This window comes from Acetobacter pomorum, assembly GCF_002738225.1.
GTDB classification, from domain to species: domain Bacteria; phylum Pseudomonadota; class Alphaproteobacteria; order Acetobacterales; family Acetobacteraceae; genus Acetobacter; species Acetobacter pomorum.
Genome location: NZ_PEBQ01000030.1, coordinates 116,204 through 139,513, shown reverse-complemented (window position 1 = coordinate 139,513; position 23,310 = coordinate 116,204). Strand labels below are relative to the sequence as shown.

The following is a 23,310-nucleotide window of genomic DNA, read 5'->3' as shown; positions in this document are numbered from 1 at the left end:
ATAAATGCTGGACCGCATTACCAGCATGCAGGTTTTTGTAAAAGTTGTTGTTGCTGGCAGCTTTACGGGAGCCGCGCGCCTTATGGCACTCTCTCCCACAATGGTTACCAAACATATTACGGCATTGGAAACACGCTTAGGCGTTTCTTTGTTTCAGCGTAGCACGCGGCATCTTTCCCTAACCGAAGCAGGTCGCCTCTTTCTGGAAAGCTGCCAAAAAATTCTGGCAGATGTGGAAAACATGGAGCAAACCGTCAGCGAACAGTACCGCGAACCTCGTGGGCAATTGCGGTTAAATGCTCCGGTTTCCTTCGCCATCCAATATGTTGCGCCCTATTTGCCAGAATTTAACAGGCGTTACCCACAGGTGCAGGTAGAACTGGGCATGAGCGACAGGCCCGTTGATCTGGTTGAGGAAGGCTGGGATCTCACACTGCGCATCCGCAATCTCACAGCAAGCACACTGCGGGCACGTAAGTTGGCAGCCATTCGCATGGTTATCTGTGCTTCTCCAGCCTATTTGGCAAAAGTTGGCACACCAACGCATGTGGATGACTTGCAAAACCATAATTGCCTTGGATACACACTGAGTGAAAACAATGGTGCATCCCGCTGGCATTTTGGCAAAAATGGAGAAAAGACTGTTCCCATTTCTGGCCTGCTCAGCGCCAATAACGGAGATGCCTTGCGAGAAGCTGCCATAATGGGCGGTGGTATTGCTTATTTACCGCTTTTTATTGTTAGCCACGCGCTGCAACAAAAACAGCTGATGGCTTTATCTTTGGATTACCCCACAACACCCGGCCCAGACCTACATGCTATTTATGCGCCCGGCACGAGTATTCCCTTAAAAGTAAGGGTCATGATTGATTATCTTGCAGACTGTTACGGCCCAACTCCACCGTGGGAAAAAACTGTGTAATTTTTATTCCGGGGAAAGCAAAAATAACAACATTTTTGGATGGTGTGGTGAGCCGGGAGGGAATAGGCATATCAAATAATATCAATGGCTTATATCTTCTAACCTAGAATTTACGCTCACCTAATATCAATAGCTTAGCCGTTTTTTTTATAACCTAATTTTCCATACTAGAGCATACGAGAACATACCCCACAAAGGTGGGGCATGTGTCACCGTCAAAAATTCGTGCTCTTTGAACGAATCGGAATAATCAGCCAGCCTGCACCGCCGCATTAGCGGCATCGAGCTGCTTTTCAGCAAAATCCCACTCATCAGCCGTGGGTGCGCGGCCTTCCTTCAGCGGCTTCAGCAGTGCGGAAATATCTTCCACAATCACCGGGCCGTTTTCGACAAGAGCTTCAACCGCAGCAATGGCAATGCTTGCGTAGTTCATGGTGGTTTTTCCTTGGTTTCCCGCCATTTCTGGCAGGCAATAAAAAAGGGTGTCGGTAATACCGACACCAGAGGGGGCCATTTTCCTGATGCCGGGAAAATGGTTACTTGCTGGCAGGCAGCAGCTTGCGGGCTGCGTCCAGGGCATCCTGTGCGGCCTCAACCGCGGCTTCAGGCAGCGGATCACCTTTAGCCGCGGCGTCATCGAGCGGCTTGATCTGGTCATGCGCAGTCTGGAAAGCTGGCTTCAGCTTTGCCACTACAGCCGGATCTGCCGCCGGGTTCTTTTCATAGTCAGACGCCAACTGGGCTGCGGCGGCGTAAGACAGGCTCAGGCCGTAAACAGACTGCTGGCGCTGCACCAGCTGGTCAGATCCGCACGCCATCAGGCTGGTGCCAACCAGACCAAGCAGCATGACGCCTGCTACGGCAGAAGCCGCGCTGCTTTTCTTGGGTGCTGCTTCAGCATTGGCAGTGGCCATGGCAGATGTTGCAGCCGCCAGAATGGTGCTGGCCGGCACGGCATCGGCAATCACCTTTGCAGCCGTAGGGCCAATGTCCTTATGTGTGGCCACGGCATGCACGGCCTGTTCCAGATCCTGCTTGTCTGCCAGCAGCCCAGAAATCACGCTGCTATTGTAGGTGGAAAGCAGCGGCAGAGCCGCACCCAGAATGGCCAGAGAGCCAGCTTCCGGAATAATGTCAAACCACGTTGCCACCAGATCCCCAACAGACAGAGAGAGGGCAAACAGCGTGGTCGGCTGGCGCAGATATGCACCAATACGGGAAAAGTTCATCAATCTACCTTTCGGGCACGCGGTACATGCCCTGTGAAATGTTTTGAAAATTCGGATCAGCTGGCCCACAGCTGCCATTCGGCACGCCGCCGCGCCGTAAGGCCGGCTACGGTGACCAGCCGGCCGTTGCGGTGCATGTGGTTCCACAGCAAAAGCTGATTGCGGGCGGCATTCCCCTGCCCTGCGTTCAGCAGCTTCAGCAGTGTGGAAGCCGCCAGCGCGGGCAATCCGAGGTTGTAGGTAAAGTCCAGCAACGCGGCCTGCTGGCCGGTTGTCAGCGGCACACGCACCAGCCGCAGGACCTGCGGCAGCAGCCTGGCCAACGTGGCTTGCAGCAACCCTTCGGCATATTCGGCCGTAATAGGTGCCGTGCTGGCTGTTACGGCGGCCCCGTTGGCCAGAAACCGGCAGCCATAGCCAATGGTCCAATACCCGGCCGGGCAAACATACGGGCACAGGCGCAGGCCTTCAGACCGGCGGCACAGATCTGCCGCCAGTAGAATCGGATCATTCATCAATTTTCCGGATACAAAAAAGGCCGCGTCATGCGCGGCCGGAGTGGACGAGTTTACAGGTGATCTGGCCCGGATTAGTCCACCGGAGCACAAAACCCGCAGGAAACAGCCATTTATAATGGCCTTATACGTTGGCAGGTTTTCGTGGTCAGGTTTACAAAAGCCGGCTTTTTGGGTGTCACGGGTGCATATGCTGGAGTGCGGAGACAATTCCGCTGCCAAGGGCAGAGCCAAACACCACCAGGCTGCCGTTTATCCAGGTCTTGCGGTTGTTGATCCGCTTCAGTTCCGTCCAGATATTGGCAATGCCAGTTTCCAGCGTGGTGAACTTACCGTTCACGCTGGTTTCAAAAGCGGCAAATTCATCCTGCCGCACTGTGTCTGCATCAGGCATGACACTCTTCCTTTCAGGCATAAAAAAAGCGGCCTAAAGCCGCTCGGTAATGGTGAAACTGGTCTGCTGCCGCAGGGCAGCGCCGTAAGGGTTGCTCAGATCACCGCGCTGGATACGTCCAAACAGGCTGCGCAGGTTCAGCGTAGGGCCATCGGCATCCGGATCAGGCACAAACAGCACATTGGCGCCAGATGCGCCCAGCAGCAGGATCTGCTCCAGCACCGGCACATCTGCCAGATCCAGCGATTCATGATCCACCACAGCCTTGCGCCGCATCCATGCGGGCGTGACAAACTCGGCCCCGCTCATGCCGGTATTCACCGTGATGGAACTGTCCAGCCCGGTGGTGCTCTTGGTGCTCATGTTGCGCACCGGCTGCCAGACCGGCCCGATATAGGCCAGGGCAATGGAAATATAACTTTCCGACACGCTGCCATTGCTGGTGACGGTAATCTTGACCGTATCGGCCTGAATGTTCTGCGGTGCCACATGCACCATCTGCACCGGGCCAACACCGCCCAGCGTAGCAAAGCTGCCAGAGGCAGAATACACCGTATTGCCGCCAGAACTGGCTGTAAGCTGCCACGTTGCGGCCTGGCCAAGGTTGGTGCGCCCCACAAAGAAGGCCCGCATGGTCTGGGCACTGCTCCATTGCGCCTGAAACCATGCGGTTTTGTTGCTATCCCCTACAGACCAGAATGCCGCCGTGGTGTTGCCCTGGTCTGTAGCCAGCTGATTGGGTGAGAAATCCTTGGCAGCCGAGACACCGGCATAAAAGGAGGCCGAACCACTCAGGCTGGCGGTCTTGACCAGATTGTTCAGGCCAAAAGCACAGTTCTGCATCACACCAACACCGTCAGCACGCACTGGCCCGCGCTGGAGCCGCGCCAGCTTTCACCCACAACCAGACCACCCAGGCCATCGCGCAGGCCGTCCACATTGGCAAACAGCACAATCTCGTCTCCCATTTCAAAATCAAACAGCCGCTCAAACGGCAGCGTGACGTAAAACACGCGCCGGTCAGCCACCGTCCACAGCTTGTTGATGACATCAGCCACCACTTGTGCTCCGGCTTGCGTGCGCAAACTGGTGAGCACTTCAGGCGGGCTGACCACTTCCACCGTGGGGCTGTCTGTGCCCACAGTGACAGCACTGCGCTGTGTGCGCAGGGTTGCCAGTTCCGCCTTCGGGCTGAGTGTGCTGGCACTCATCACCGTATAGTTGCGGCTGTAGGTACACCGCCCGCAGGTAAGCGGCAGCGCCAGTTCGGACGGCAGATCCGTTTCCTTGATGTCAATCACCTCATCAGGAAGGATCGCCAGCTTTTCCCATTTATTTGGCACCAGCCCCAGAAAGCTGTCGGTTATGCCAATCAGCGTCAGCGTGCCATCCCGCGCAAAGGCCAGCTTGCGCATGCTGCCCTGCAACAGGGCGGTAATCATGTCCTGCCCGGTATAGCTATCAGAGCCATCCCAGAACGCGCCGGCGGCGCTGTCCACACTCCCGAACGGATCCGTCCAGGCGCTGGAAATGGATGCCGCCGGTATGCCGACATCCTGCACCAGCACCTGCCGCACGATGTCAGGCAGGCTGGACACATACGTGCCATCGGGCATCAGGCCGGTGGCCCAGCAGGTGATGGTATAGACCGGCGTACCACCCAGCCGGAAAAACGCGCCCCGGCTGGAGCTTTCCACAACATAGGTGCCAGCGGCCGGATCTGCGGTGGTGATATCACTGACCATGCCGGCGTACGACCAGCTGCCATCCGTGGATGTGGCAGACCAGTTGCCCAGAACACCGCCTTCCAGAACGGTCAGATCAGGCAACTTGCCCTGTGTGCCCATCCATAGTGGCGCATCCGAAACCTGATAGATCTGGTTGACGCTATCCACGCAGACCGGCGTGATATTGAAAGCATAACCCCGCAGGCGTGGCTTGACCTTGCCGGTCAGATCCGAGCCACCTTCCACACCACCCGTTCCGGCATAGGTTGCCAGTGGCAACTGGCGCGAGAGCACAGCAGGCCCCGAAAGTGTGAGCGTGCCTTGCGTGGCTCCGGTGCGCCAGGCTGTGGCAGATCCGGTAAACAGAGGCTGACAGACCGAGAGTGCCGGATCTGCCCACCAGCCACGCGCCATGTCATAGCTGCGTAGGCCGGTCAGGATGGACAGATCTCCGGTATGGTTGCGCACGTTCAGGCTGTCCGCCACACCATCGGACAGATTGACCGTAAGCTGGCCGAAACTCTGCGTCATGCTGCTCCCGGAAATGGACATATCCAGTTCCCTGTCCACATCCGGCAGGCTGGCCAGAATGGGTGGATATTTCGTGCCGGTGGCAACATCCACATACCCGCCAGATGACAGGCATGTGGTCGTGCGGGAAGCCGCTGGCCCGAAGGCCAGCGTTCCCAGAAAACAGCGTTGCTGCATGGTGGTGATACCCCGTTACGATACGGCTTTGAGTTTCTGGAACCGTGTTTCCGCATACAGGTTGTTTGTGGCCTGCAGGAGCTGTTGCAAAAGGCTGGCCAGCGTGGTGGTGCTGTCCTGCATGATGTCCCGCATGGCATCTGCCGTCAGGGCATCTGTGTTCATGCTGCCCAGGGATTTGAGCATGTTCAGCACAGCCTGATAATCCGCAACATAGGCAGCGCCACCCCCATTATACTTCTGGGAGAGAGACAGATATGTCTGCATATCGGTCTGCAAGGACGCAAGTGCTGTGCTGTTGCCACCCATGGCCGCCTGATAATCCATATTCAGGTTATTGTTGGCGGCCTTGTACTGATCAGCCACAGACAATGGCGAGGCATCAGACGTATCCAGCCCTTTTGCGTAGGACACAAGATTGCTGAACACGCTGGAAAGCTGCTCGTTGGCCTGATCCTGATATTGCTGCTGCTGTGCCAGCGCCTTTTGCTGATACTCGGTCTGGATCTGCAACCTCTCGGCCGCCTGTGTTTTCTCCAGATCCGCCAGCTGCTGCTGGTAGGTGACGTTACTGGCGTAACTGTCACCCAGAAAGCCCCGCCAGTTTTCCTGCAACTGCTGGACTTCCTGCGCGGCACTCACCTGCTGGTTGAGCAGATCCGCACCTTCCTGATCGCCCGTGGCAGACAGATAACGCGCCTGCACAGACTGATCAGATTGTGAAAGCGTAGTCTGCTCATTGGCAATCATCATCGCGGCAATGGCGTTGCCCTTGTCCAGCAATGCCTGGGCATCCAGACCGTAAGATGCGGCCGTGTTGGCGGCATCCTGGTATTTCTGCTTCAGGTCATCCACCTGCTGCATCAGGCTTTCGGAACCGGATGCCGTCACATCCAGAAGCCCTGGTATTGTGGTGCCGACAAATTCCTCAATCGCCTCAAACTGGCTTTGCAGATCATCCACACTCAGCGTCTTTCCATCCAGAGTGGAAAGAGCCTTGGCCATGTCTCCCGTGTAATCGTTGAAATGATCCACCGTAACGTGGGAGCTGTCATCAAACTTGGAGACAGACACCTTCATGCTGTCCAGTTCATCCGCCAGGGATTTCAGGCTTTCCAGATCCTGCGTGAACGTGTCCACGCTATCGAAACTGGTTGGCATGAGCTGCTTCAGCTCCTGCTGCATGGTCGCATCTGAACTTGTCAGATCCAGATCAGGCAGCAGATCTGTCAGGCTGTAGGTTTTGGAGCTTTTGCCTTTCTTGGACCACCCCACTTTGCCGATGGTGTCTGTGTTGGTGGCGGAAACACCCGTGTAATCAAACGCATTGTTGATGCTATCCAGATCACTCTGCAGGCCGGGCAGCACGTTGTCGTTGCCATGAATGTCCTTGTACACATGACCACTGACAGCAAGCTGGCCGTTATCTACGGAAACGTATTGATAGTCCTTTTTACGCTTGGCGAATAAGGGCGCGACCAGATTGTAGATCATGTCCCCCACACCAAAGGCAGCACCCGCCATGCCCGCATACGAGCCGATGCTGGACAGCGCACTGCCCCAGCTGCTGAACATGCCGCTGCCATCTGCTGCCTTTCCGGAAAACAGGTTGCCGATTCCTGTAAACATGCCGCCACTTTGTGCAGCGGATCCGGATGGCGTGCTGATCTGATTTTTCATGTTCAGGGCTTCCCAGGGGGAATAGGCCCAGCCGGATGATGTGATGGCGTTTTCTCCACCATATCCGGACAGAATGCTGTCAGCACTGGAACCATCTGCGCCCACCTTGCCAAACAGGTTGCCCAGATCTGCCAGCGTGGTGCGTGTGCCGCCATCAATGCTGTTCATCAGCGGATTGATGAGCGCAAAGCGTGCAATCACGCTGGCAACAGATGCGTCCACACCCTGCAACATGCTTTTGAAAGACATGCCCGCCGATGTGCCCTGCATGAAGCCCTGCACAACGCCATCGGACAGCTGATCCGCCATGTCACCGATGGAGCCGGTGAAATCATCCATCACCTGTTGCTGGTGCTGGTATTCCGCCGTGGCATCAGACAGGGCATCCGTGCTGGCCAAAAGACCTTGGGCGTATTCATCCGTCAGCGGCCGCCCTTGCCGGTAGAGCTGCTGTTCCACCTGCATGTGGGCAATCAGCTTCTGCCGGGCATCATCATTTGTGCCAATCAGGGATGTTTCAGTTTGCAGGATAGCAACCTGATCATTGTTCTGATTGGTCTGCCCGATCATCTGGGTATTCTGTTGGGCCACTGTCAGTGCCTTGGCAGCACTGATACGCTCCTGCATAGCCTGCACAAACTCTGGCGTGCCTTTCTGGAAGCTGTTTTCTGCATCCGTATAGGCAGACACGTAAGATGCTGCATCCTGCGCAGACATTTTGCCATCCGCATAGGCGGCGTTGGCCTTATCCAGAGCCTGTGTCTGATCCACCACAGAGGATGTGCCCGCGTGCCACTCATCAGCCAGAATAGCTTGCTCACGCGCCTGCGCTGCCATGATCTGGGTTGCAGATGCATGCGTACCGTTAAGCGAAAGCTGTGCCTGGTCCACTTCCTGCGCCACGCTGACCATCTGCCGGTCATAGCCTGTTAAGGCAGACGCACTTTGAGCGGCCAGCGTTTGTGAATGATCCACGTCCTGCAAGGGATCTCGCAGGTTGGCGAGGGATGCTTTGGTAGTATCAATCTGGGCATTGATGACCTTGGACTGTTCAGCCCAATCCTGCTGGGAAATGATTCCCGCCTGATACTGTTTGTCTAAAGATCCAAGAGCCGTGTATTCACCCTGCAAGGAACGGGTTAAATCATCGCGCTGCCCAACAACGCTTGGATCACCCTTGGAAACTGCACTATCCACGGATTGCCGCATGTTTGCAGATGTGACAGCGCCATAAGGCACGCCCTCTGTGGTTTTTGCCAGGTAATCCATGGTTTCCGCCGGAATGCGGCTGGGATCACCGTCACTTTTCAAATAGCGGTCTAGGTTGGTTTCTCCCCAGTTATAGGCCATGGCAACCAGTGTCTGATCACCATCATATTTGGTGTATAGATGCTCCAGAAGCTGGGCACTGGCAGAAACATTGCCGTGCAGATCTGTCAGATCATTCCCGGCGGCATTGTCCTGCTTTACCTGCATGGCGCCAATGGCTCCCGCGCTGGAGCGCACAATCTGGCCTTTCAGGTATTGGCCCGTGCTGCTTTCCGCCGGGGCAATGGCATGCATCAGGCTGGTGATATCACCATTCAGGTGCTGTTCCTGCGCGACCTGATCAATCATGCTCTGCACGGCCTTGATGCCACCATCTGCCTGCACATGCGTGGCAGATGTTGCCGGATTGCTGGGCATGGCGAACGTAGGATCTGCCGTGTTGCCCTGTGCCATAAGCTTTTGCACGTTGGCGGGCATCAGGTTTTCAATCTTGCCTTCCAGCCAGCCAAAGCTGGTGGAAGCCCCGGATTTTATGCTGACCCAGACGGTGGATAGTTCATCCGGAAGCTCTTTCAGCAGCTTGACCAGATCCGTCAGGCTGTTGATGCCAGATGTGGCCATGGAAACAAACAGATCTCCAATGCCACGCGCTTCGGACGCTATCGCACTGTAGCTGCTGCCCATTTCATCCTTCAGGTTGCGCCATGCCATCTGGAATGATGTTAAGCCCTGATCCGCAGCCCCATGAATGGCGCTTTCCAGCTTCTGGATCACCAGGGAAACCGCATCGGCCTGCTGGCCCATCTGCACCATATGCTGCACGCTTAGCACCAGACCGGCGTTGAAACCGGGCAGGCGCTGATCAGCCAGTTCCTGCGCTTCCTTGGCAGGATCTTCAAGCGCTGTTGCCAATGTCTTGGCGGCATCAGGCACTGTGGTGTTCAGGACGGCGGCCAGATCCCGACTGTCTGCTGTCAGACGCTGGATCTGGCTGGCATCCACTGTGGGCACAGCCGCAATGGTCTGCACCGCGCTGCGGCTGTCCGAGAGCGAGATATCATCATACTGATCATGCAGCGCACGGGCGGCATTTTCAGCAGAGGTCGCCATATCATTGTAGTCAGTGCGTGTGGCGCGCAGATGTGTGGAAAGCTGGGCAAGGCTTTCCTGTTCGCTCTCGGCATATTTGCCCACGCCAAGAATGGCCGCACCCGCGGCGGCGGCAGCAACAGCAATGCCAGCCGGACCAGTCAGAGCATTTTTGAGCATGGACAGGCCTGCGCCATATCCCCCGTTACCACCTGCGATTGCAAGCGCGTTAGGCACTTCATAAAACAACGCCTGTAACGGATTGCCACCAGCCAGAACCATATCAAAGAACTTATGGGCATCATCCATGATTTCCGTGATCTGGTAGGCTTCCAGCTTGCCAGATCTGGTGGACTTTTGTTGCGCCGCGTCCAGATCAGCTTCAGCTTGGGCTGCTTCAATCAAGGCATCCTTTTGCGCCTTCAGCGCATCAACCTTGGCTTTGGCATCCTGCACGACGATCTGCTTGACCTGTGGATCCAATTTGCCATCTGGAACTGCGGCAGCTTGGGCCACAATATCATCGTAGCGAGTTTCTGCTGCATTGAGCTGCAACATGACTTTGGCCAGCTGGCTTGCCGCACGCCCTGTGCGCATAAAACTGGTCGCGCTTCTATCCAGACCAAGCTGCAGGCCTGCAGATGCCTGCTGCGTTGTTTTGTCCACACCAGCAAGCTCACCCGCAACCAGGCCTGCGTCGCTCTTAATATCGTTCAGATCCTCCTTAATTCTGTCCTGCTGCTGGAATGTTCCAGACATATCTGGGGTTTGGACATTCACATCAGGCGCAGTGATGCTACCCAGGGATTCCTGTTCGGTCTTGGCTGCACGCTCAATTTTACTGATATCAGCAGATACGGATTCAGATACTGTTTCCATGCCATCAGGCATGCGCTGCACTGTATCAGAAATCAGATTGTATTCAGCATCAACGCCAGAAAGCGCCTGCTTCTGTTTGCCCGCTTCAGCGGCATTTCTGGACATGGCAGCCGTGGCTTTGTCCATGCCGGCCTGCATGCCTTCTGCAGCCAGCTGTCCTGCCTTGCCCATCTGGGACAGTTCATCTCTGGCAACGCTGGCTTCATGCGTGACATTGCTGATGCTGTTCTTGAGCTTTTCCTGTTCATCCAGTGTTTTGGACAGATCTGGCGCCTGTATGTCCACGGTTCCAGAAACATTGGCATCCACATCCGGCGCACTCATGCTATCCAGAACATCCTGCCCGGTTTCGGCCACGCGGCGCATATCATTGATGCCATCAACAGCGGCATCAGCAACCTGTTCCATGGCATCGGGCAGACGTTCGGCTGCAGATGTCAGATCATCAAATTCATTTCCGACCTTGGCCAGGGCTTCGGCCTGCTTGTCAGCCTCGGCAATGCCTCTGGCCATGGCAGCCGTGGTTTTGTCCAGCGCCTGCGCCCGGTTGCCTTCTGCCTCACGGATGCCATTCAGCAGGGCATTTTCTTCACCCAGCTGGCCATTCCATGCCTTTTGGCCCAAGGCTGCGGCCTGCAGATTGGTGGAAACCGTTTGCAGTTCCGTGGCAACATGGCCAATCCGGCTTTCCAACTGCTCCAGATTGTCCGTGATGGCAGCCGTATCCAGCCCTTCATCCGCAGCTTTCTGGAACTCTGCACGCAGGTTGTCACGCTGCGCGCTCAGAACTGCCAGCGTCTTGGTCAGGCTATTCACGCGGGAGACGGCCTGCGTGCCCAGCGTTTCGAAAGATCCGGCCGCAGCACTGGCACCTTCTGCCAGCGTATCAGTGGCGGCTTTTGAGGCTTTACCCATGCCGGACATGACATCGGAAAGCGTCACGCCCTTTTCGGCAACCCTGTCCAGACTGTCACCGGCAGTTTTTGTAGCCTTTTCGGTCTGATCAACGGCTGTGATCTGAACCTCTAGCGATTCAACCAGATCTGTCTCTGCCATGGGGCACCATCACTTTTCTGTCAGGATCAACGTGGGGTAGAGCATCTGCTCACCAGCCTGCCGATCAGCACGCCTGCTCACGTAAGCAGCATGCTTTTGCGTCCATTTTTTCTCTTTTTTGTCCCATGAAATGCCCGAAGCGATGCCCGCACCCTTCAGAATGTAAGGGAGGGGATCACCACGGGCATCGCGGCCACCTTGCAATGGCTTGAAGGCACGCTGGGCACGAATGCGTTTAAAGCGGCGCATCAGTGGCCTGCGCACAGCCTCTACAATCCCAGGTGGAACGCTGATGCGCTGGCCGCCCACCTCAATCTTGCGGGCATAGGGCATCGTGTTCACAATGCGCACTTCCGATCCCATGGGGATTTTGCCGGGCGCATCCGTCCAGCCCTTGCCATTCACCAGAACCGCCCAGCTTTTACGGAAGGCTCCACTGCGGCATGGCGAACGCTGGCGCAATTCCGCCAAGGCCCAGACCGTGGCTGCGCCAATAGTGCTGAAAATATAGCTGACATTGCCGCCATTGAGCTTTGCCGCTTCTTCCGGAAGGCCTATCTTGCCATCCACACGCCGCACATATTGCGCCGATGCCACGCCTGACTGAATAAGCGCATCGCGTTCCTTGCGGATCCTGTTGGCCACAATTTTGTGAGCCGTTGCACTACGCATGTTGCGGCTGATGGCAACCTGCATGGGTTTTTGCAGTCGTGCAGCCCAGCTCATTTTTTCATCCGCCTTTTCATGCGTTCCGACCAATACGCGATGAACACCCTGTCCATGGCGCCAATGCACCGATCCAGAAGCGCCATTTCGGCATGCGTGTAGCCGTGATAATGCGACCAGGCCTGCACGACTTCCCACGGGATCATGCCGGGGCTGCTTTCAAAGACTGTGGCACCTAATGCCACACTGAAACCTTGCGGCAGACGCTGGCGTGATGCGGACAGCCGATGCCATGCCCGCCAGATCCACATAAACTCAGGCTGTGGATCCACGCGGGCATGTTCCTCTGGCAGATCGTTCCAGAGTTCCTCATCATAGCTGCCCCATTCCAGGTGCCATGCCAGCGCCTTGGTCAGTTTCCCTCGGCTGCCTCGGCATGCTCAGAGGCCTGCGTGGTCACAAGGGCTGCGGCTTCCCAGCAGGCTGCCATCAGTTCCCGGTAATCGGGATTGCCCAGCAGTTCGCGGAACTGATCGACTGTGACAGGATTTTTCCGGTCACGGTCATGGTGCAGGCCCTTGACATCCAGCACGAGAAAGTCCCGCAACAGCCCCGCATTGATCTGGCGGCGCACGGCGTTGGGAATGGCCGAGACATCACCCCGGAAGCGTTCCGCTGCCTTGCGCAGACGCTGTGCCTGTGCATCCACAAACTGGTCCGTATAGCCACGGCTTTTGATTTCCAGACCGGGATATTTGTCAATTTTGACCCATTTGCCATCAGCAATGGCGGCGCTGTCGGTTTTCAGGTCTGCAAGAGAAAGTGTCGGGTTCATGAAAATGCTCCAATAAAAAAGGCCGCGCAGTGGCGGCCTCTGGACAAAAGAAAAACGGAAAAGTCAGAAAGAACGCAGCGCGTTACGAGGGCGGCATGATCCGTGCGATCCCGAACGTGCCCCCACCAGGCAGCGGATTGCCCGTGACGGAAATGGTGGTGACAATGGTGGCGTTCTTGCCGCTGATCGGGTTCTTGGGATTGAAGATCCGGCCATTGTAGATGACGAACTGATACCCGTAGCCATCACTGCCCTGAATACCCACAGAGACGGGACCTTTCTGCCCGGACTGCCACGCCAGAAATTCGGTGTAGTCCTTAAAGAAATATTCGATATCCATGCTCGCCTTGAAGGAGCCGAACTGCACACCGCACGCCCCCACATGGCCCATGCCCGTATCCTGCGCGGAACCATCACGTGCGAGGGTAATGGTGGCGGACTGGATGCACCCTGCGGGCTTGGAACCGAAAATGGAGCAGCCCAGAAACCCGGAGACCACATCCATCAGCGGGCTGGTGGTGGCCGCATTGACCGCGCTGGAGACATCCACAGAGGTGATGGTCATGTCCGAGCCGATAAAATCAATCTGGACCGTAGGGGGCTGGCCCTTTTGCAACTGGATCTGCACCTGATTGACCATCAGGCCGGAATAGACCTGCCACTGCCCTGCAACTTTCTTGCGGATGGTAAAGGTTTTGCCCATCGCACCGTTGGTCAGGCTCTGGATTGTGATCGTGCTACCTGGACTGAGGGTATTTTTTCCGACCGCAGACATCAGAGGGCTGAGGGCGTTTTTCTCAAATTTCAGGGCGTATCCGTTCTGGTCCGAGCCCATACAAGGCGCGGTAAAGGTAAACCCTGTTGTTTTATCCGTAGCGGTTACGAGACATGGCCCCATTGATTTTGGAAATGTGAGAACGGCTTCCTTGCCATCATTAGCCCACATCGTGGCGTACCCGCCATATGAAGAATCATTGTCATTTAAAGTGATGATCAGGGTACTGGTGGTTGTAAATTCCAGATCACTCCAGTCCGCACCCAGAATGCCCGCGAAAAAGTCATCATATGTGCCATAGGACAGCACGCCATTGATGCTGCCGCTGGTGGAACGTCCCGTCAGGATGGTTTCGGCCACCTCTGGCACGCTTGTGATTTCATCCGGGGCTGAGGTGCTGTCCTGCACGGCAAGGCTTTCGCCCGTCATGCGCAGGCGCTGGTAGGTGCCTCCAGGCGGCGTGTCATAGGTGATTTCCTGTGCGTAATCGACAGGACTGGTATTGGTCTGCTCACCGGCAGCATATCCGGTTGTGGCGCCCGTAGCCATTGCATTGCTCCAATAAAAAAAGACCGCACAGTGGCGGCCTTTGGAAAAAGAAAAACGGAAAAGTCAGAAAGAACGCGAAATATCACGAAGATGGCGTGAGACGCGTCATTCCGAACGTGCCCCCACCGGGCAACGGATTGCCCGTGACAGAGATGGTGGTGACAATGGTGCTGTTCTTGCCACTGGTCGGGTTCTTGGGATTGAAGATCTGACCATTGAGAATAGCAAACTGATATCCGTAGCCATCACTGCCTTGAATACCCACCCAGACAACACCTGTCTGTCCGGCCTGCCATGCCAGAAACTCGGTGTAGTCCTTGAAGAAATATTCGATATCCATGCTTGCCTTGAACGCGCCGAACTGCACGCCGCAGGCTCCTACATGGCCCATGCCCGTATCCTGCGCAGCTCCATCGCGTGCGAGGGTGATGGTGGCGGACTGGATGCACCCTGCGGGCTTGGCCCCAAAAATGGAGCAGCCCAGAAAACCGGAGACCACATCCATCAGCGGGCTGGTGGTGACAGCATTGACCGCGCTGGAGATATCCACCGAAGTGATGCTCATGTCCGAGCCGATAAAATCAATCTGGACAGTGGGTGTCTGGCCCTTTTGCAGCTGGATCTGTATCTGATTGACCATCAGCCCGGAAAAGACCTGCCATTGTCCCGCAAGTTTTTTGCGGAGTGTATAGGTTTTGTCCGTGTTGGCGTTGATCAGATCCAGTGATTTGACCGTAACTCTTCCTGTTGCCGTCTCATTGACACAGTTGGGATTGAATATCCGTATGACGATGGAGTTTGGCGCGGTGTCTGGATTATAGCCACACACGTCTAACAGGAAAATACCGTTATTGGCAGGATTGGAAAATCCCGTTACGGAGACAAAGCTTCTGCTTACATATTGTCCGGTTATTGAATCCGCCGTGAATAGTTTGATATTGCAGGTGGCGCCATCAGGGCGCGGGTTAAGGGTTGCGCCAGAGCTTTGACTGGCAAAAAAAGTGGTGCCCCAGTCCGCACCCAGAATGCCCGCGAAAAAGTCATCATACGTGCCATAGGACAGCATGCCATTGATGCTGCCGCTGGTGGAACGTGCTGTCAGAATGGTTTCGGCAGTTTCTGGCAGATCGTTGATTTCATCCAGGGCGGTGGTGCTGTCCTGCGCCGCCACGCTTTCGCCCGTTATGCGCAGGCGCTGGTAGGTGCCTGCTGGCGGCGTGTTGTAAGTGATTTCCTGCGCGTAATCGACAGGGCTGGTATTGGTCTGTTCACCAGCCGCATATCCGGTGGTTGTACCCGCAGCCATGATGTTGCTCCAATAAAAAAGGGCCGCACAATGATGCCGACCCTAGAGAAAAACAGAGGTGCGAGACTGCCGGTTACGCAGCAGGCGTGGCGGTGCCACCTGATGTGACCGTGCTGCTGGTGGAAGCTGTTGTGCTACTGCCGGTTGTGCCAGAGCTGGTTGTGCCGGAACCGGCGCTGCCTGTGTTTGCCGGGGTAGCCGCGGCGGCAGGTTTGGCATCTGTGGGGATCAGACCCAGACGGTAGCCGAAGAACTTTTGCAGGCTCAGGCACATGCCTGCGGCATCGGCACCGATGGAGGCAAAAACCTGACCATTGGCTGAAAATGATCCCGTTGCGCCGGCAGGTTCCGTCAGCACGTTGTATTGCTTGCCGTTTTCATCCGCAGCCGGGGCAATGGCGGCTGGCGTGCCAGAAATCATCTGATAAGGCCACACACCCGTGCGGCAGCCAGCCGGTGCGGCCTGTGCAGCCTGCGTGACAGCATCGGATGTGCTGTCGGCCTCGATTTCCGTGCTGCCCAGAGCATACGTGCCGGTATTGGCGCCTGTTTCATACAGAGGGAAGAATTTCATGTGAGGATATCCTGATATTCGTAATTAATGCCCAGGGAAAACCGCACGCGGTTTCCATCCTGATCAAGATCGGGTGGGTCAAAGCTGTGGCCGTGGTAGTAAAGTCCAACCGGCAGATCTGCGGGGCGGGATGTTTCGGCCTGCTTCATGGTGGTGCGGAAGGCATCTGACATGGCTTTGCGATGCGCCAGAGCGGTGGGTGATCCTGTCCCGCGTGGCACCATAAGGTGCAGCCAGATGGTGCCATCCTCCAGATTGACGGGATCACCCGCGCCGGCACGGTCTGAGGTACCGGATGTGGTTTCCATCAGCCAGTAGGGGCCATCGGGCACCGTACGGTTCTGGGCTGCCGGATCCAGCAGTTGCAGGCCATCTGCCTGTGCTGCTGCTGTGGCAATGGCCCAGGCGCTGTTCCATACTGCGGGTGATGTCATGAGGTTTCGCCTCCTGCGGCAACAAGCGTCCAGCCGCACAGGGTTGCGCCATCGTAAACCGGGGTGACGTCTGTGAGGACATAGAGCCTTGGCCCATCCCTGATCCGGTCCAGCGCGGCTGGAGCGCCGTAACCGGATGCTGCCAGTTCCGTATTGGTAATCTGGCAGACAAAGGCCGTTTTTGCCGTGGCATCCACAATCTGTGCGGCCTGCGCTGGTGGCGCGTAGCCCATAAGTGTGACGGATGTTGTGCCATCCGCTGTCCGGAGCACCATCGGGCGGCCTTTGGCCATGATCTGGCGGCGGCGTGACTGTGTGATCCAGCCCATTACAGATGTGCTCCCCGATAGTTTGCGAGCATATCGGCTACCTGCTGCGGCAAGCCACCTGTGCCTGAAGCGATGTTCCAGCTGGTAGAACCAACACCCTGCACACTTTCCGATTTCAGGTTGGGATCTCGCCCTGCCCCTTGCACCATGGCCGCAACTGCCAGCACTGTGGCGCGGGAAATGGTTTGTGGCAGTGTGCCTCTGTTCACTGTGCCATCCTCAGCAACCTGCGGTGGCACATATCCAGCCGTATAAACGGCACTATACACACCATGCTGCCACCTACGCCGCGTTGGCGTGGGGTGTGAGAGGATGCCTGCCCGCTTATCCAGAACGAGGTCTGAAAGCTGATCAGGCGTCCACATCTGCCCGTTTCGGGAAATGGAGGAAATGGAATCCAGCGGCCGCACTGAAAGAACAATCTCTTTCAGCTGGTCACCACCTTCAATGACAAATTCCTCTGTCCATGCCCCCGAAAGCAAGGGGCTGCCGATGTAATCCAGCACCATGCTGGAGGCATCCATCAGTTTGTCTGCCAGCATGGTATCTGTAGTGCTATCGGTAATGCCCAGTTCCGCCTTCAGATCCGCCAGCAGGGCCAGCGGAACCACTGTTGACGGACCATCCAGCGAAAGCGTGTGCATGATTAGCCGCCTGTGGCCGGAGCTGCTGTGCCTTTCATGACCAGCTTCTTGATCGGCTGCGCTGCAGAAGGTAGGCCACCGCCAAACCGGGCATATCCGAAGAAGCCGGTCTGAAGGAAATCGGCATACCGTTCGTTCAGGCGCACGATGGACACCTGTTTGACCATGCGGAACTTGTAGTTCTTCATGTTGCCAAACAGCATGGGCGCGTTGCCCGCACCCACGTCTGCCATGCTTTCATTCACGGCAATCGGGAAGCCTGCCAGCACATCAGGGCAATCCACCTGCAAGGACGGGATCCAGAGCGGCCGGCCTTCGTTATCCTTCAGCAACGCCAGAGACTTGACTGTATTGTCATTCATCATGAACACGGCGCCAGTGCGATACGCACGGTTTACGCTGTGCTTCAGCTCCATGATGTCCTCAAAGGCGATAGCAGCACCCACAGAGGTTGGGCCCGCTGCTGCGGCTGTTGCCACGCCCATGGGCATACCGTTACCGGTGCCATTGGTCAGATCATCTGCCAGCGTGCGCCCAAATGCAGTCCCCAGCGCGGTGGTGATGAAGGCATCCAGATCAATGAAGCTATCCTCCATGAGTGTCCACGGAACAAGCACGGCATCCGTAGCGTAAAGGAAAGCCTTCAGGACGGACTGGCCAAAGGTCATGGGAGACTGCCCGATCTGGGTATTCTCCCCAATGATCCGGGCACGGCGGCTGGTGTCGTCATTGGTAGGCCAAGGCAGATCTGCACCCGTCCCGGTGGAGACCTCATCAAACAGATCCAGAGCCGAGAAATAATCCTTCAGGGCAACCAGAAGTTGATCGGCAAAGGCAGGCGGCACCAGATAACCACCGGCAGGCCCTGTGCCTGTGCCATTGGCATCATTCTTGAACTGGGACTGAGCTGCCGACATACGCTTAACAACATAATCCCGGTCTTCGCCTGTCAGGCTGTTGATGCCACCCAGCAACCATGAAGCAAACACACGCTTATGGCGGCGTTCCTCGTCTTCCTGTTCATCAGTGCTGGTGCCATTTTCATCTGCACGGTTGGCGATTTCCTGTGCCAGTGTGCGTTCAGCATCTTCGGCACGTTCAATGCGGTCAATCTGTGCCTTGATCTGGTCAGCTTCAGCCATCATGGCATCAAACTGAGCTGCCTGCTCGTCAGTCATGGTGTCGCCATTGGTCAGAGCGCGTGCGTCTTCAACCAGCTTCGCCCGTTTGGCGCGCAGTTCCTTGGATTTCATATTCTCTTGTCTCCGGAAAAATGGGGTGGCCGCTGTTCAGCAGCCGGTGTCAGTTTTCAGCTTCAGCCAGCTGAACGATGCGGCGGCGTGCCGCGATATCGGGCACTGACAGCGTATTCTTGGTCTTCTGCTGAGCCGTGGGCTGCTTGGGAAATATCCCTGCCCTCAGCGTCAGTTGCGCCTTGTTCTGGCTGGCATCCGTAATGCTATCAATAAAGCCAGCATCTTTAGCTTCCTGCGCCGTAAACCATGTTTCTGCGTTCATCATGTCGGCAATGGCTGGCACGGTCTGGCCGGTTTTCCCAGCATACAGGTTGGCAAGATTGCCATCTATCTTGGCAAGCACTGCGGCGGTTTCCGTCATGTCGTTCTGATTGCCGACTACAACGCCCCAGGCATTATGGATCATCAGAAAGGCATTTGGAGCCATACTGATGGTATCCCCTGCCAAGGCGATGAAGGATGCCGCAGACGCCGCCAGACCATCCACCACAACGGAAACTGGCCCATCATGCGCTTCCAACGCATTATAAATGGTCAGACCGTCAAACACATCACCGCCGGGGCTGTTGATGTGCAATTCAATCGGCCCTGGGCCAGCACTGACAAGGATCTGCGTGAAATCCTGCGCGGTGACGCCCCAGAGGCCGATTTCATCATACAGGTAAATAACGGCAGGCTGATCAGCTGCGGCACGCGGCCGCATGTCCAATGTCTGGGGCAGACCAGCCTGCGCACACGTCAGCAACACACGGTTGGAAAACCGGGCTGCTGGTGAATTATGTCGGTACATGTTGCCTCATTCTTTAGCAGGCGTGGGTGGTGCAGGATCTTTGATCTGCTGTTCCAGCGGCACATATGCGCCATTGATGAACACCGTATCGCCACCAGAGACCGGCGGCCGGTTATCCTTTGCCCTGCCTTCGTTGATTGTAAGCTGGCCGCTTTGCACCTGCGCTGCCGTGACCTGGGCCGCTTTTAGCGGATCCATGGAAAGCAGCCCTTCGCGGTCAAACTCCGCAAAGAAATTCGTGCCCAGGAACAGCTTGGCATTCAGTTCACTCTCAATGCGTTTGAGATCCGCATCCAGCGTGAAAATCAGATAGGCCAGCGTGTTTTCTGCAAGGCCCGTGCCCCATGATGTGCTTTTCTCCGTGGCATTGAGCATATGAAGCGGCACCCCGAAAAATCGGGCAATATCTGCCACCTGATAGCCACGGGCCTGAATGGTTTGCAGATCCTGCGGACTAAGCTGGAATGGAGTATATTCGGCACCATCATCCACAATGATGGTTTTGCCCCAATTCCCTACCCCAGCGTAATTCTGTTCCAGCTGCGTCTTCATGCGCCGGAAGGAATCAGCATTCATGCGGCTTTTCACCTGCATTACCCCGCTGGGCAATGTAGCATTCTGGTGCATCCGGCCGGTACGTTCTTCCATCGCATGCGCAAGACCAATGGATCCACGCGCAAACGCCTGAATGCGCGATAGCCCCTTCACACCATCAAAACCGGGGCCGGGTATATGGATCATATCCTCTTGCAGGACAGTTTCCACAGTGCCGTCCAGATGTGTGCAGACGTAGTAATTCACACCCGGTTTGGCAGGTAAGCGCACCACCTGCACCTGCCACGGCATGAAGGTTTCAAACCCGATCACCCGTGCAGCGCCGTCATACCGTATGGCGCTGTAATGGTTGCCCCACAGCAGCACATTCAGGCCCCACAGCTCACGCCAGACAAACGAGGTCAGGGAACGCCCCGGATATGGCACTGTATTGAGCAACGGAACCAGCTTGTGGTTCGGCTGCAATTCCCGCTGGCCGCCCGGATGCTGTTTCCAGATCTTCAATGGCAGACCGGCAATCACACCGGCTTCCAGCGTCACGCACCGATACACGGCCGAACAGGCCATGGCCGTGCGTTCCGTTACCCGTGGTGCCCAATCCATGCTCCGGCCGCCAGGGTATCCCAGCCATTCCGACCAATCTGGAATATCGGTCAGCGGTGTGCTGGGATTTTCCGGGTTACCAGAGGCAAAGAACGAGGGTTCCTTACGTTCCTGCGGCGTGTTCTGCCCGCCACCGAAAATGCTGTTCAGGATTCCCATAGTTCCTCACGATCATAAATACTCTGGATCGGTGGCTCCGGGTTCCGGCTCATGCAGGCCACGGCATCAAACAGTGCCATCAGTGGGTCGATCTTCTTGCCGCCTGCCATCTGTTTGGTGATTTCGATATTGTTGCCCTTGGCTTGCGCCTTCGCATTGCCAACCGCCCAGGCCATGATCGGACGCGCCCCATGGGAGAACGTGCCATCCGCCAGCTTGCGCTCCAGCGTCTTGATGGCCCCGGTCATTTTCCAGCCCTGGCTGATCCCCACAATCCGCTCCTGCTCAATGCCACGAGCATGCAGGGCAAACACGATTTCAGCCACACCTGCAGGATCCAGCCCAACCATGGCCAGCTTGCCGGACTGGTCGATCATTTCCACCACGTCCGCCAACTGCCGATTGTCGTCACGCATTTCATGGACAATGACGAGATCACCCTGCTTCTGGAAATCCAGATAGCGCGGCGCTTCCTCCTTGCGATGCTTCAGCACGTCCTGAAACACCCAACTGCGCTGCCAGTGCAGCCAATCGCTGCTTTCTTCATCCCGGCCGAGCACAGCCAGAGATAGAAAATCGTCCAGACCGCCGCCATCAATGCCGCAGACAATTACATCAGAGCATTCTAGGATCAGTTCCAACGTGACCAGCGGATCACCTTGGCGTTCCCAATATTTGGCCCCGGCCCATGCCTTTTCGCGCAGGGACATGCCCATTTCCACGTTCAGATGCTTGGCCATCCAGACGCGCAGCACGCCTTCCCCCGCCTCTTTAGCCTGGGCGTATCTGTCCCGCAGGAACTCATCCGATACCGACACGCCCAGATTGGGGTTGGTCATGTACCAGTTATCCGGGTTGTGCTCGCCTTTCTTATCCAGAATTTTCTTGGGAAATTCATAGATAACCGGCAGGAAACGGGGCGAATTGATCTTGCCGTCCCGCACGCCACGCGCATATTCCAGACGGCTCTTGAACACACCGGCAGGCTCTTCATCCGACTGCGTGCTTAGGTAAATGATGAAGCCTTCCGGACGGGAGGCGATGCCACCAGTGGCTTCCATGAGCATATTCTCGGCCGTAGGCTTCTTGCCGAACTCCCACAGCTCATCCACCAGAATGCCGGTGGCTTTCTTGCCCACAACGGAAGATCCATCTGCCGCCACAACCTTGAGTGTTGCCCCGGTTTCGCGGTGCGTCACGATGCGGGTGTAATCCTGCACATGGAACAGGGCATCCAGTTCAGGATCCGCCTTGATCATGTCCCGCGCAGGCTTGAATGCGTTGTCTGCGGCTTCCTTGGTCGGTGCCAGGATCAGGAACTCGGCTGATTGCCGCCAGTTCAGGATCAGCACCGTCAACATCACGCCCGCGGCAATGGTGCTTTTGGTGTTCTTCTTGCTCACCAGCAGGAAAAACTCGGTGATCATGCGCTTGCCGGTTTCCGGGTCATATGAACCGAAAATGGCGGCGGCAAAATCCTTCAGCCAATCACGGCAGGATTCACCAATGGTCGGTTCACCCAGCACGTCCACGATCTTCAGGGCGTTGAAAACAGCCATTCCCTGCGCAGCGGCGTCCGGAAAAAGCGGATCACATGGCACAAGGCTTTCACCCGCAATGATGCGCTTTTCCCAATCCCGGCAGGCTGTGCTCCATGACAGGCCAGTCTTGGCCGTAGGCGTTGCTTTGCGCCGTGTGGTGGCTGTCCCGGTCTTTCGTGCAGTGGTTGCCGCCTTGCGCTTGCGTGTTGCGGGCTTTTTCTCGGTTTCACTTGCCATTGTTCACAACCAGTTTGGGGGAAGACATGCGCGAGAACTTGCCGCTGGCTGCTTTTTCAGCAGCTTCCCGGCGTTCTTCCTTCACGCCCTTCTTTTTTCCGGAACCCGTGACGCCCATCATCTGGATCTGCTTCAGCGTGCGTACGGTTTCCGCCCGCTCTTTCGTGCTGATGGCCTTCAACATCGCATCGCGCCGGCGCGATCCGGTATCGCTGGCTGTTTCCAGCTCAATCGCTTCGGAAATCTCGCCAAGATGCGCAGTCGTGTCCTCAACTTCGCCAAGCAGCCGCGACACCAGATTTTCGGTGCGTTCATCTAGGTTGTTGGCTATTCCGCGCCCGGTTGATGGTGGTTTCTCCCGTGGTGGAGCTGGGTTGCGCTGGGGATTGTGCGCAGGTTGGTGCGCAGTTTTGGTGTTTTTGCGCACTTTTTGCGCAGAAGTGCGCACCCATCCACCGGACGCGATGCGCTTGCGCAGCGTGCTTTCGGCCACGCCATGTTTTTTTGCAATTTGGCGGTTTGACAAGGCTCCTGCGCGAAAATCAGCCTCTATCGCGTGCCAATCCGTGTCAGTTTTTTTGGGCATTCC

Annotated in this window: 22 protein-coding genes; 1 reads left to right on the top strand and 21 read right to left on the bottom strand. The window is 56.5% G+C overall.

The window, feature by feature from the left end; all coding sequences use genetic code 11:
• Nucleotides 1-4: 4 nt before the first annotated feature.
• Complete coding sequence (locus tag CSR02_RS02835) at nucleotides 5-922, top strand: LysR family transcriptional regulator (RefSeq protein WP_099540494.1); 918 nt, start codon at nucleotides 5-7, stop codon at nucleotides 920-922.
• A gap of 250 nt (nucleotides 923-1,172) precedes the next feature.
• On the opposite strand, the gene CSR02_RS02830 is transcribed toward CSR02_RS02835, so the two are convergent.
• From CSR02_RS02830 to CSR02_RS02730, 21 genes are all read right to left on the bottom strand, one after another.
• The gene (locus CSR02_RS02830; RefSeq protein WP_244176732.1) at nucleotides 1,173-1,436 is read right to left on the bottom strand and encodes a hypothetical protein; all 264 of its coding nucleotides are present in this window, start codon (nucleotides 1,434-1,436) and stop codon (nucleotides 1,173-1,175) included.
• A 22-nt stretch (nucleotides 1,437-1,458) separates the two neighbouring features.
• Complete coding sequence (locus CSR02_RS02825; RefSeq protein WP_099540493.1) at nucleotides 1,459-2,151, bottom strand: hypothetical protein; 693 nt, start codon at nucleotides 2,149-2,151, stop codon at nucleotides 1,459-1,461.
• Nucleotides 2,152-2,207: 56 nt separating this feature from the next.
• Nucleotides 2,208-2,666, bottom strand: coding sequence for a lysozyme (locus tag CSR02_RS02820; protein WP_099540492.1), 459 nt, complete (start codon nucleotides 2,664-2,666; stop codon nucleotides 2,208-2,210).
• 178 nt (nucleotides 2,667-2,844) lie between these two features.
• Nucleotides 2,845-3,060 (bottom strand): hypothetical protein, encoded by a 216-nt coding sequence (locus CSR02_RS02815; RefSeq protein WP_099540491.1) that lies wholly within the window; start codon nucleotides 3,058-3,060, stop codon nucleotides 2,845-2,847.
• A gap of 33 nt (nucleotides 3,061-3,093) precedes the next feature.
• Nucleotides 3,094-3,903, bottom strand: coding sequence for a hypothetical protein (locus CSR02_RS02810; protein ID WP_099540490.1), 810 nt, complete (start codon nucleotides 3,901-3,903; stop codon nucleotides 3,094-3,096).
• Nucleotides 3,903-5,495 (bottom strand): hypothetical protein, encoded by a 1,593-nt coding sequence (locus tag CSR02_RS02805; RefSeq protein ID WP_099540489.1) that lies wholly within the window; start codon nucleotides 5,493-5,495, stop codon nucleotides 3,903-3,905. The genes CSR02_RS02810 and CSR02_RS02805 overlap by 1 nt, the downstream gene beginning before the upstream one ends.
• Nucleotides 5,496-5,510: 15 nt before the next feature.
• Nucleotides 5,511-11,468: a lytic transglycosylase domain-containing protein gene (locus CSR02_RS02800; RefSeq protein WP_244176729.1), complete on the bottom strand. Its 5,958-nt coding sequence runs from the start codon at nucleotides 11,466-11,468 to the stop codon at nucleotides 5,511-5,513.
• 9 nt (nucleotides 11,469-11,477) lie between these two features.
• Nucleotides 11,478-12,194, bottom strand: a complete 717-nt coding sequence (locus tag CSR02_RS02795) for a hypothetical protein (protein ID WP_099540488.1) — start codon at nucleotides 12,192-12,194, stop codon at nucleotides 11,478-11,480.
• The gene (locus tag CSR02_RS02790) at nucleotides 12,191-12,466 is read right to left on the bottom strand and encodes a hypothetical protein (protein ID WP_244176728.1); all 276 of its coding nucleotides are present in this window, start codon (nucleotides 12,464-12,466) and stop codon (nucleotides 12,191-12,193) included. Before CSR02_RS02790 ends, CSR02_RS02795 begins: the two co-directional genes overlap by 4 nt.
• 80 nt (nucleotides 12,467-12,546) lie before the next feature.
• Nucleotides 12,547-12,969 carry a hypothetical protein gene (locus tag CSR02_RS02785; protein WP_099540487.1) on the bottom strand — a complete coding sequence of 141 codons (423 nt, stop codon included), beginning with the start codon at nucleotides 12,967-12,969 and terminating at the stop codon, nucleotides 12,547-12,549.
• A gap of 82 nt (nucleotides 12,970-13,051) precedes the next feature.
• Nucleotides 13,052-14,293, bottom strand: a complete 1,242-nt coding sequence (locus tag CSR02_RS02780) for a phage tail tube protein (protein WP_099540486.1) — start codon at nucleotides 14,291-14,293, stop codon at nucleotides 13,052-13,054.
• Nucleotides 14,294-14,375: 82 nt separating this feature from the next.
• A complete protein-coding gene (locus CSR02_RS02775; RefSeq protein WP_244176726.1) occupies nucleotides 14,376-15,599 on the bottom strand; it encodes a phage tail tube protein in 1,224 nt (407 codons plus the stop codon).
• Nucleotides 15,600-15,672: 73 nt separating this feature from the next.
• Nucleotides 15,673-16,173 (bottom strand): hypothetical protein, encoded by a 501-nt coding sequence (locus CSR02_RS02770; RefSeq protein WP_099540484.1) that lies wholly within the window; start codon nucleotides 16,171-16,173, stop codon nucleotides 15,673-15,675.
• Nucleotides 16,170-16,607: a hypothetical protein gene (locus tag CSR02_RS02765; RefSeq protein WP_099540483.1), complete on the bottom strand. Its 438-nt coding sequence runs from the start codon at nucleotides 16,605-16,607 to the stop codon at nucleotides 16,170-16,172. Before CSR02_RS02765 ends, CSR02_RS02770 begins: the two co-directional genes overlap by 4 nt.
• Nucleotides 16,604-16,936, bottom strand: coding sequence for a hypothetical protein (locus tag CSR02_RS02760; protein WP_099540482.1), 333 nt, complete (start codon nucleotides 16,934-16,936; stop codon nucleotides 16,604-16,606). Before CSR02_RS02760 ends, CSR02_RS02765 begins: the two co-directional genes overlap by 4 nt.
• Nucleotides 16,936-17,580 carry a head-tail connector protein gene (locus CSR02_RS02755; RefSeq protein WP_099540481.1) on the bottom strand — a complete coding sequence of 215 codons (645 nt, stop codon included), beginning with the start codon at nucleotides 17,578-17,580 and terminating at the stop codon, nucleotides 16,936-16,938. The genes CSR02_RS02760 and CSR02_RS02755 overlap by 1 nt, the downstream gene beginning before the upstream one ends.
• Nucleotides 17,581-17,582: 2 nt before the next feature.
• Entirely contained in the window at nucleotides 17,583-18,833 is a 1,251-nt protein-coding gene (locus CSR02_RS02750; RefSeq protein ID WP_099540480.1) for a phage major capsid protein, read from the bottom strand.
• Nucleotides 18,834-18,882: 49 nt separating this feature from the next.
• The gene (locus CSR02_RS02745) at nucleotides 18,883-19,626 is read right to left on the bottom strand and encodes a head maturation protease, ClpP-related (protein WP_099540479.1); all 744 of its coding nucleotides are present in this window, start codon (nucleotides 19,624-19,626) and stop codon (nucleotides 18,883-18,885) included.
• Nucleotides 19,627-19,632: 6 nt separating this feature from the next.
• Complete coding sequence (locus CSR02_RS02740; protein WP_099540478.1) at nucleotides 19,633-20,943, bottom strand: phage portal protein; 1,311 nt, start codon at nucleotides 20,941-20,943, stop codon at nucleotides 19,633-19,635.
• Nucleotides 20,931-22,721: a terminase large subunit gene (locus CSR02_RS02735; protein WP_099540477.1), complete on the bottom strand. Its 1,791-nt coding sequence runs from the start codon at nucleotides 22,719-22,721 to the stop codon at nucleotides 20,931-20,933. The genes CSR02_RS02740 and CSR02_RS02735 overlap by 13 nt, the downstream gene beginning before the upstream one ends.
• Entirely contained in the window at nucleotides 22,711-23,307 is a 597-nt protein-coding gene (locus CSR02_RS02730; protein ID WP_099540476.1) for a terminase, read from the bottom strand. The genes CSR02_RS02735 and CSR02_RS02730 overlap by 11 nt, the downstream gene beginning before the upstream one ends.
• Nucleotides 23,308-23,310: the final 3 nt, after the last annotated feature.

Excerpts from the sequence above, each read along its gene's own strand:
- CSR02_RS02835 (WP_099540494.1), top strand. The coding sequence starts at position 5 with ATGCTGGACCGCATTACCAGCATGCAGGTTTTTGTAAAAGTTGTTGTT.
- CSR02_RS02830 (WP_244176732.1), bottom strand. The coding sequence starts at position 1,436 with ATGGCCCCCTCTGGTGTCGGTATTACCGACACCCTTTTTTATTGCCTG.
- CSR02_RS02825 (WP_099540493.1), bottom strand. The coding sequence starts at position 2,151 with ATGAACTTTTCCCGTATTGGTGCATATCTGCGCCAGCCGACCACGCTG.
- CSR02_RS02820 (WP_099540492.1), bottom strand. The coding sequence starts at position 2,666 with ATGAATGATCCGATTCTACTGGCGGCAGATCTGTGCCGCCGGTCTGAA.
- CSR02_RS02815 (WP_099540491.1), bottom strand. The coding sequence starts at position 3,060 with ATGCCTGATGCAGACACAGTGCGGCAGGATGAATTTGCCGCTTTTGAA.
- CSR02_RS02810 (WP_099540490.1), bottom strand. The coding sequence starts at position 3,903 with ATGCAGAACTGTGCTTTTGGCCTGAACAATCTGGTCAAGACCGCCAGC.
- CSR02_RS02805 (WP_099540489.1), bottom strand. The coding sequence starts at position 5,495 with ATGCAGCAACGCTGTTTTCTGGGAACGCTGGCCTTCGGGCCAGCGGCT.
- CSR02_RS02800 (WP_244176729.1), bottom strand. The coding sequence starts at position 11,468 with ATGGCAGAGACAGATCTGGTTGAATCGCTAGAGGTTCAGATCACAGCC.
- CSR02_RS02795 (WP_099540488.1), bottom strand. The coding sequence starts at position 12,194 with ATGAGCTGGGCTGCACGACTGCAAAAACCCATGCAGGTTGCCATCAGC.
- CSR02_RS02785 (WP_099540487.1), bottom strand. The coding sequence starts at position 12,969 with ATGAACCCGACACTTTCTCTTGCAGACCTGAAAACCGACAGCGCCGCC.
- CSR02_RS02780 (WP_099540486.1), bottom strand. The coding sequence starts at position 14,293 with ATGGCTACGGGCGCCACAACCGGATATGCTGCCGGTGAGCAGACCAAT.
- CSR02_RS02775 (WP_244176726.1), bottom strand. The coding sequence starts at position 15,599 with ATGGCTGCGGGTACAACCACCGGATATGCGGCTGGTGAACAGACCAAT.
- CSR02_RS02770 (WP_099540484.1), bottom strand. The coding sequence starts at position 16,173 with ATGAAATTCTTCCCTCTGTATGAAACAGGCGCCAATACCGGCACGTAT.
- CSR02_RS02765 (WP_099540483.1), bottom strand. The coding sequence starts at position 16,607 with ATGACATCACCCGCAGTATGGAACAGCGCCTGGGCCATTGCCACAGCA.
- CSR02_RS02760 (WP_099540482.1), bottom strand. The coding sequence starts at position 16,936 with ATGGGCTGGATCACACAGTCACGCCGCCGCCAGATCATGGCCAAAGGC.
- CSR02_RS02755 (WP_099540481.1), bottom strand. The coding sequence starts at position 17,580 with ATGCACACGCTTTCGCTGGATGGTCCGTCAACAGTGGTTCCGCTGGCC.
- CSR02_RS02750 (WP_099540480.1), bottom strand. The coding sequence starts at position 18,833 with ATGAAATCCAAGGAACTGCGCGCCAAACGGGCGAAGCTGGTTGAAGAC.
- CSR02_RS02745 (WP_099540479.1), bottom strand. The coding sequence starts at position 19,626 with ATGTACCGACATAATTCACCAGCAGCCCGGTTTTCCAACCGTGTGTTG.
- CSR02_RS02740 (WP_099540478.1), bottom strand. The coding sequence starts at position 20,943 with ATGGGAATCCTGAACAGCATTTTCGGTGGCGGGCAGAACACGCCGCAG.
- CSR02_RS02735 (WP_099540477.1), bottom strand. The coding sequence starts at position 22,721 with ATGGCAAGTGAAACCGAGAAAAAGCCCGCAACACGCAAGCGCAAGGCG.
- CSR02_RS02730 (WP_099540476.1), bottom strand. The coding sequence starts at position 23,307 with ATGCCCAAAAAAACTGACACGGATTGGCACGCGATAGAGGCTGATTTT.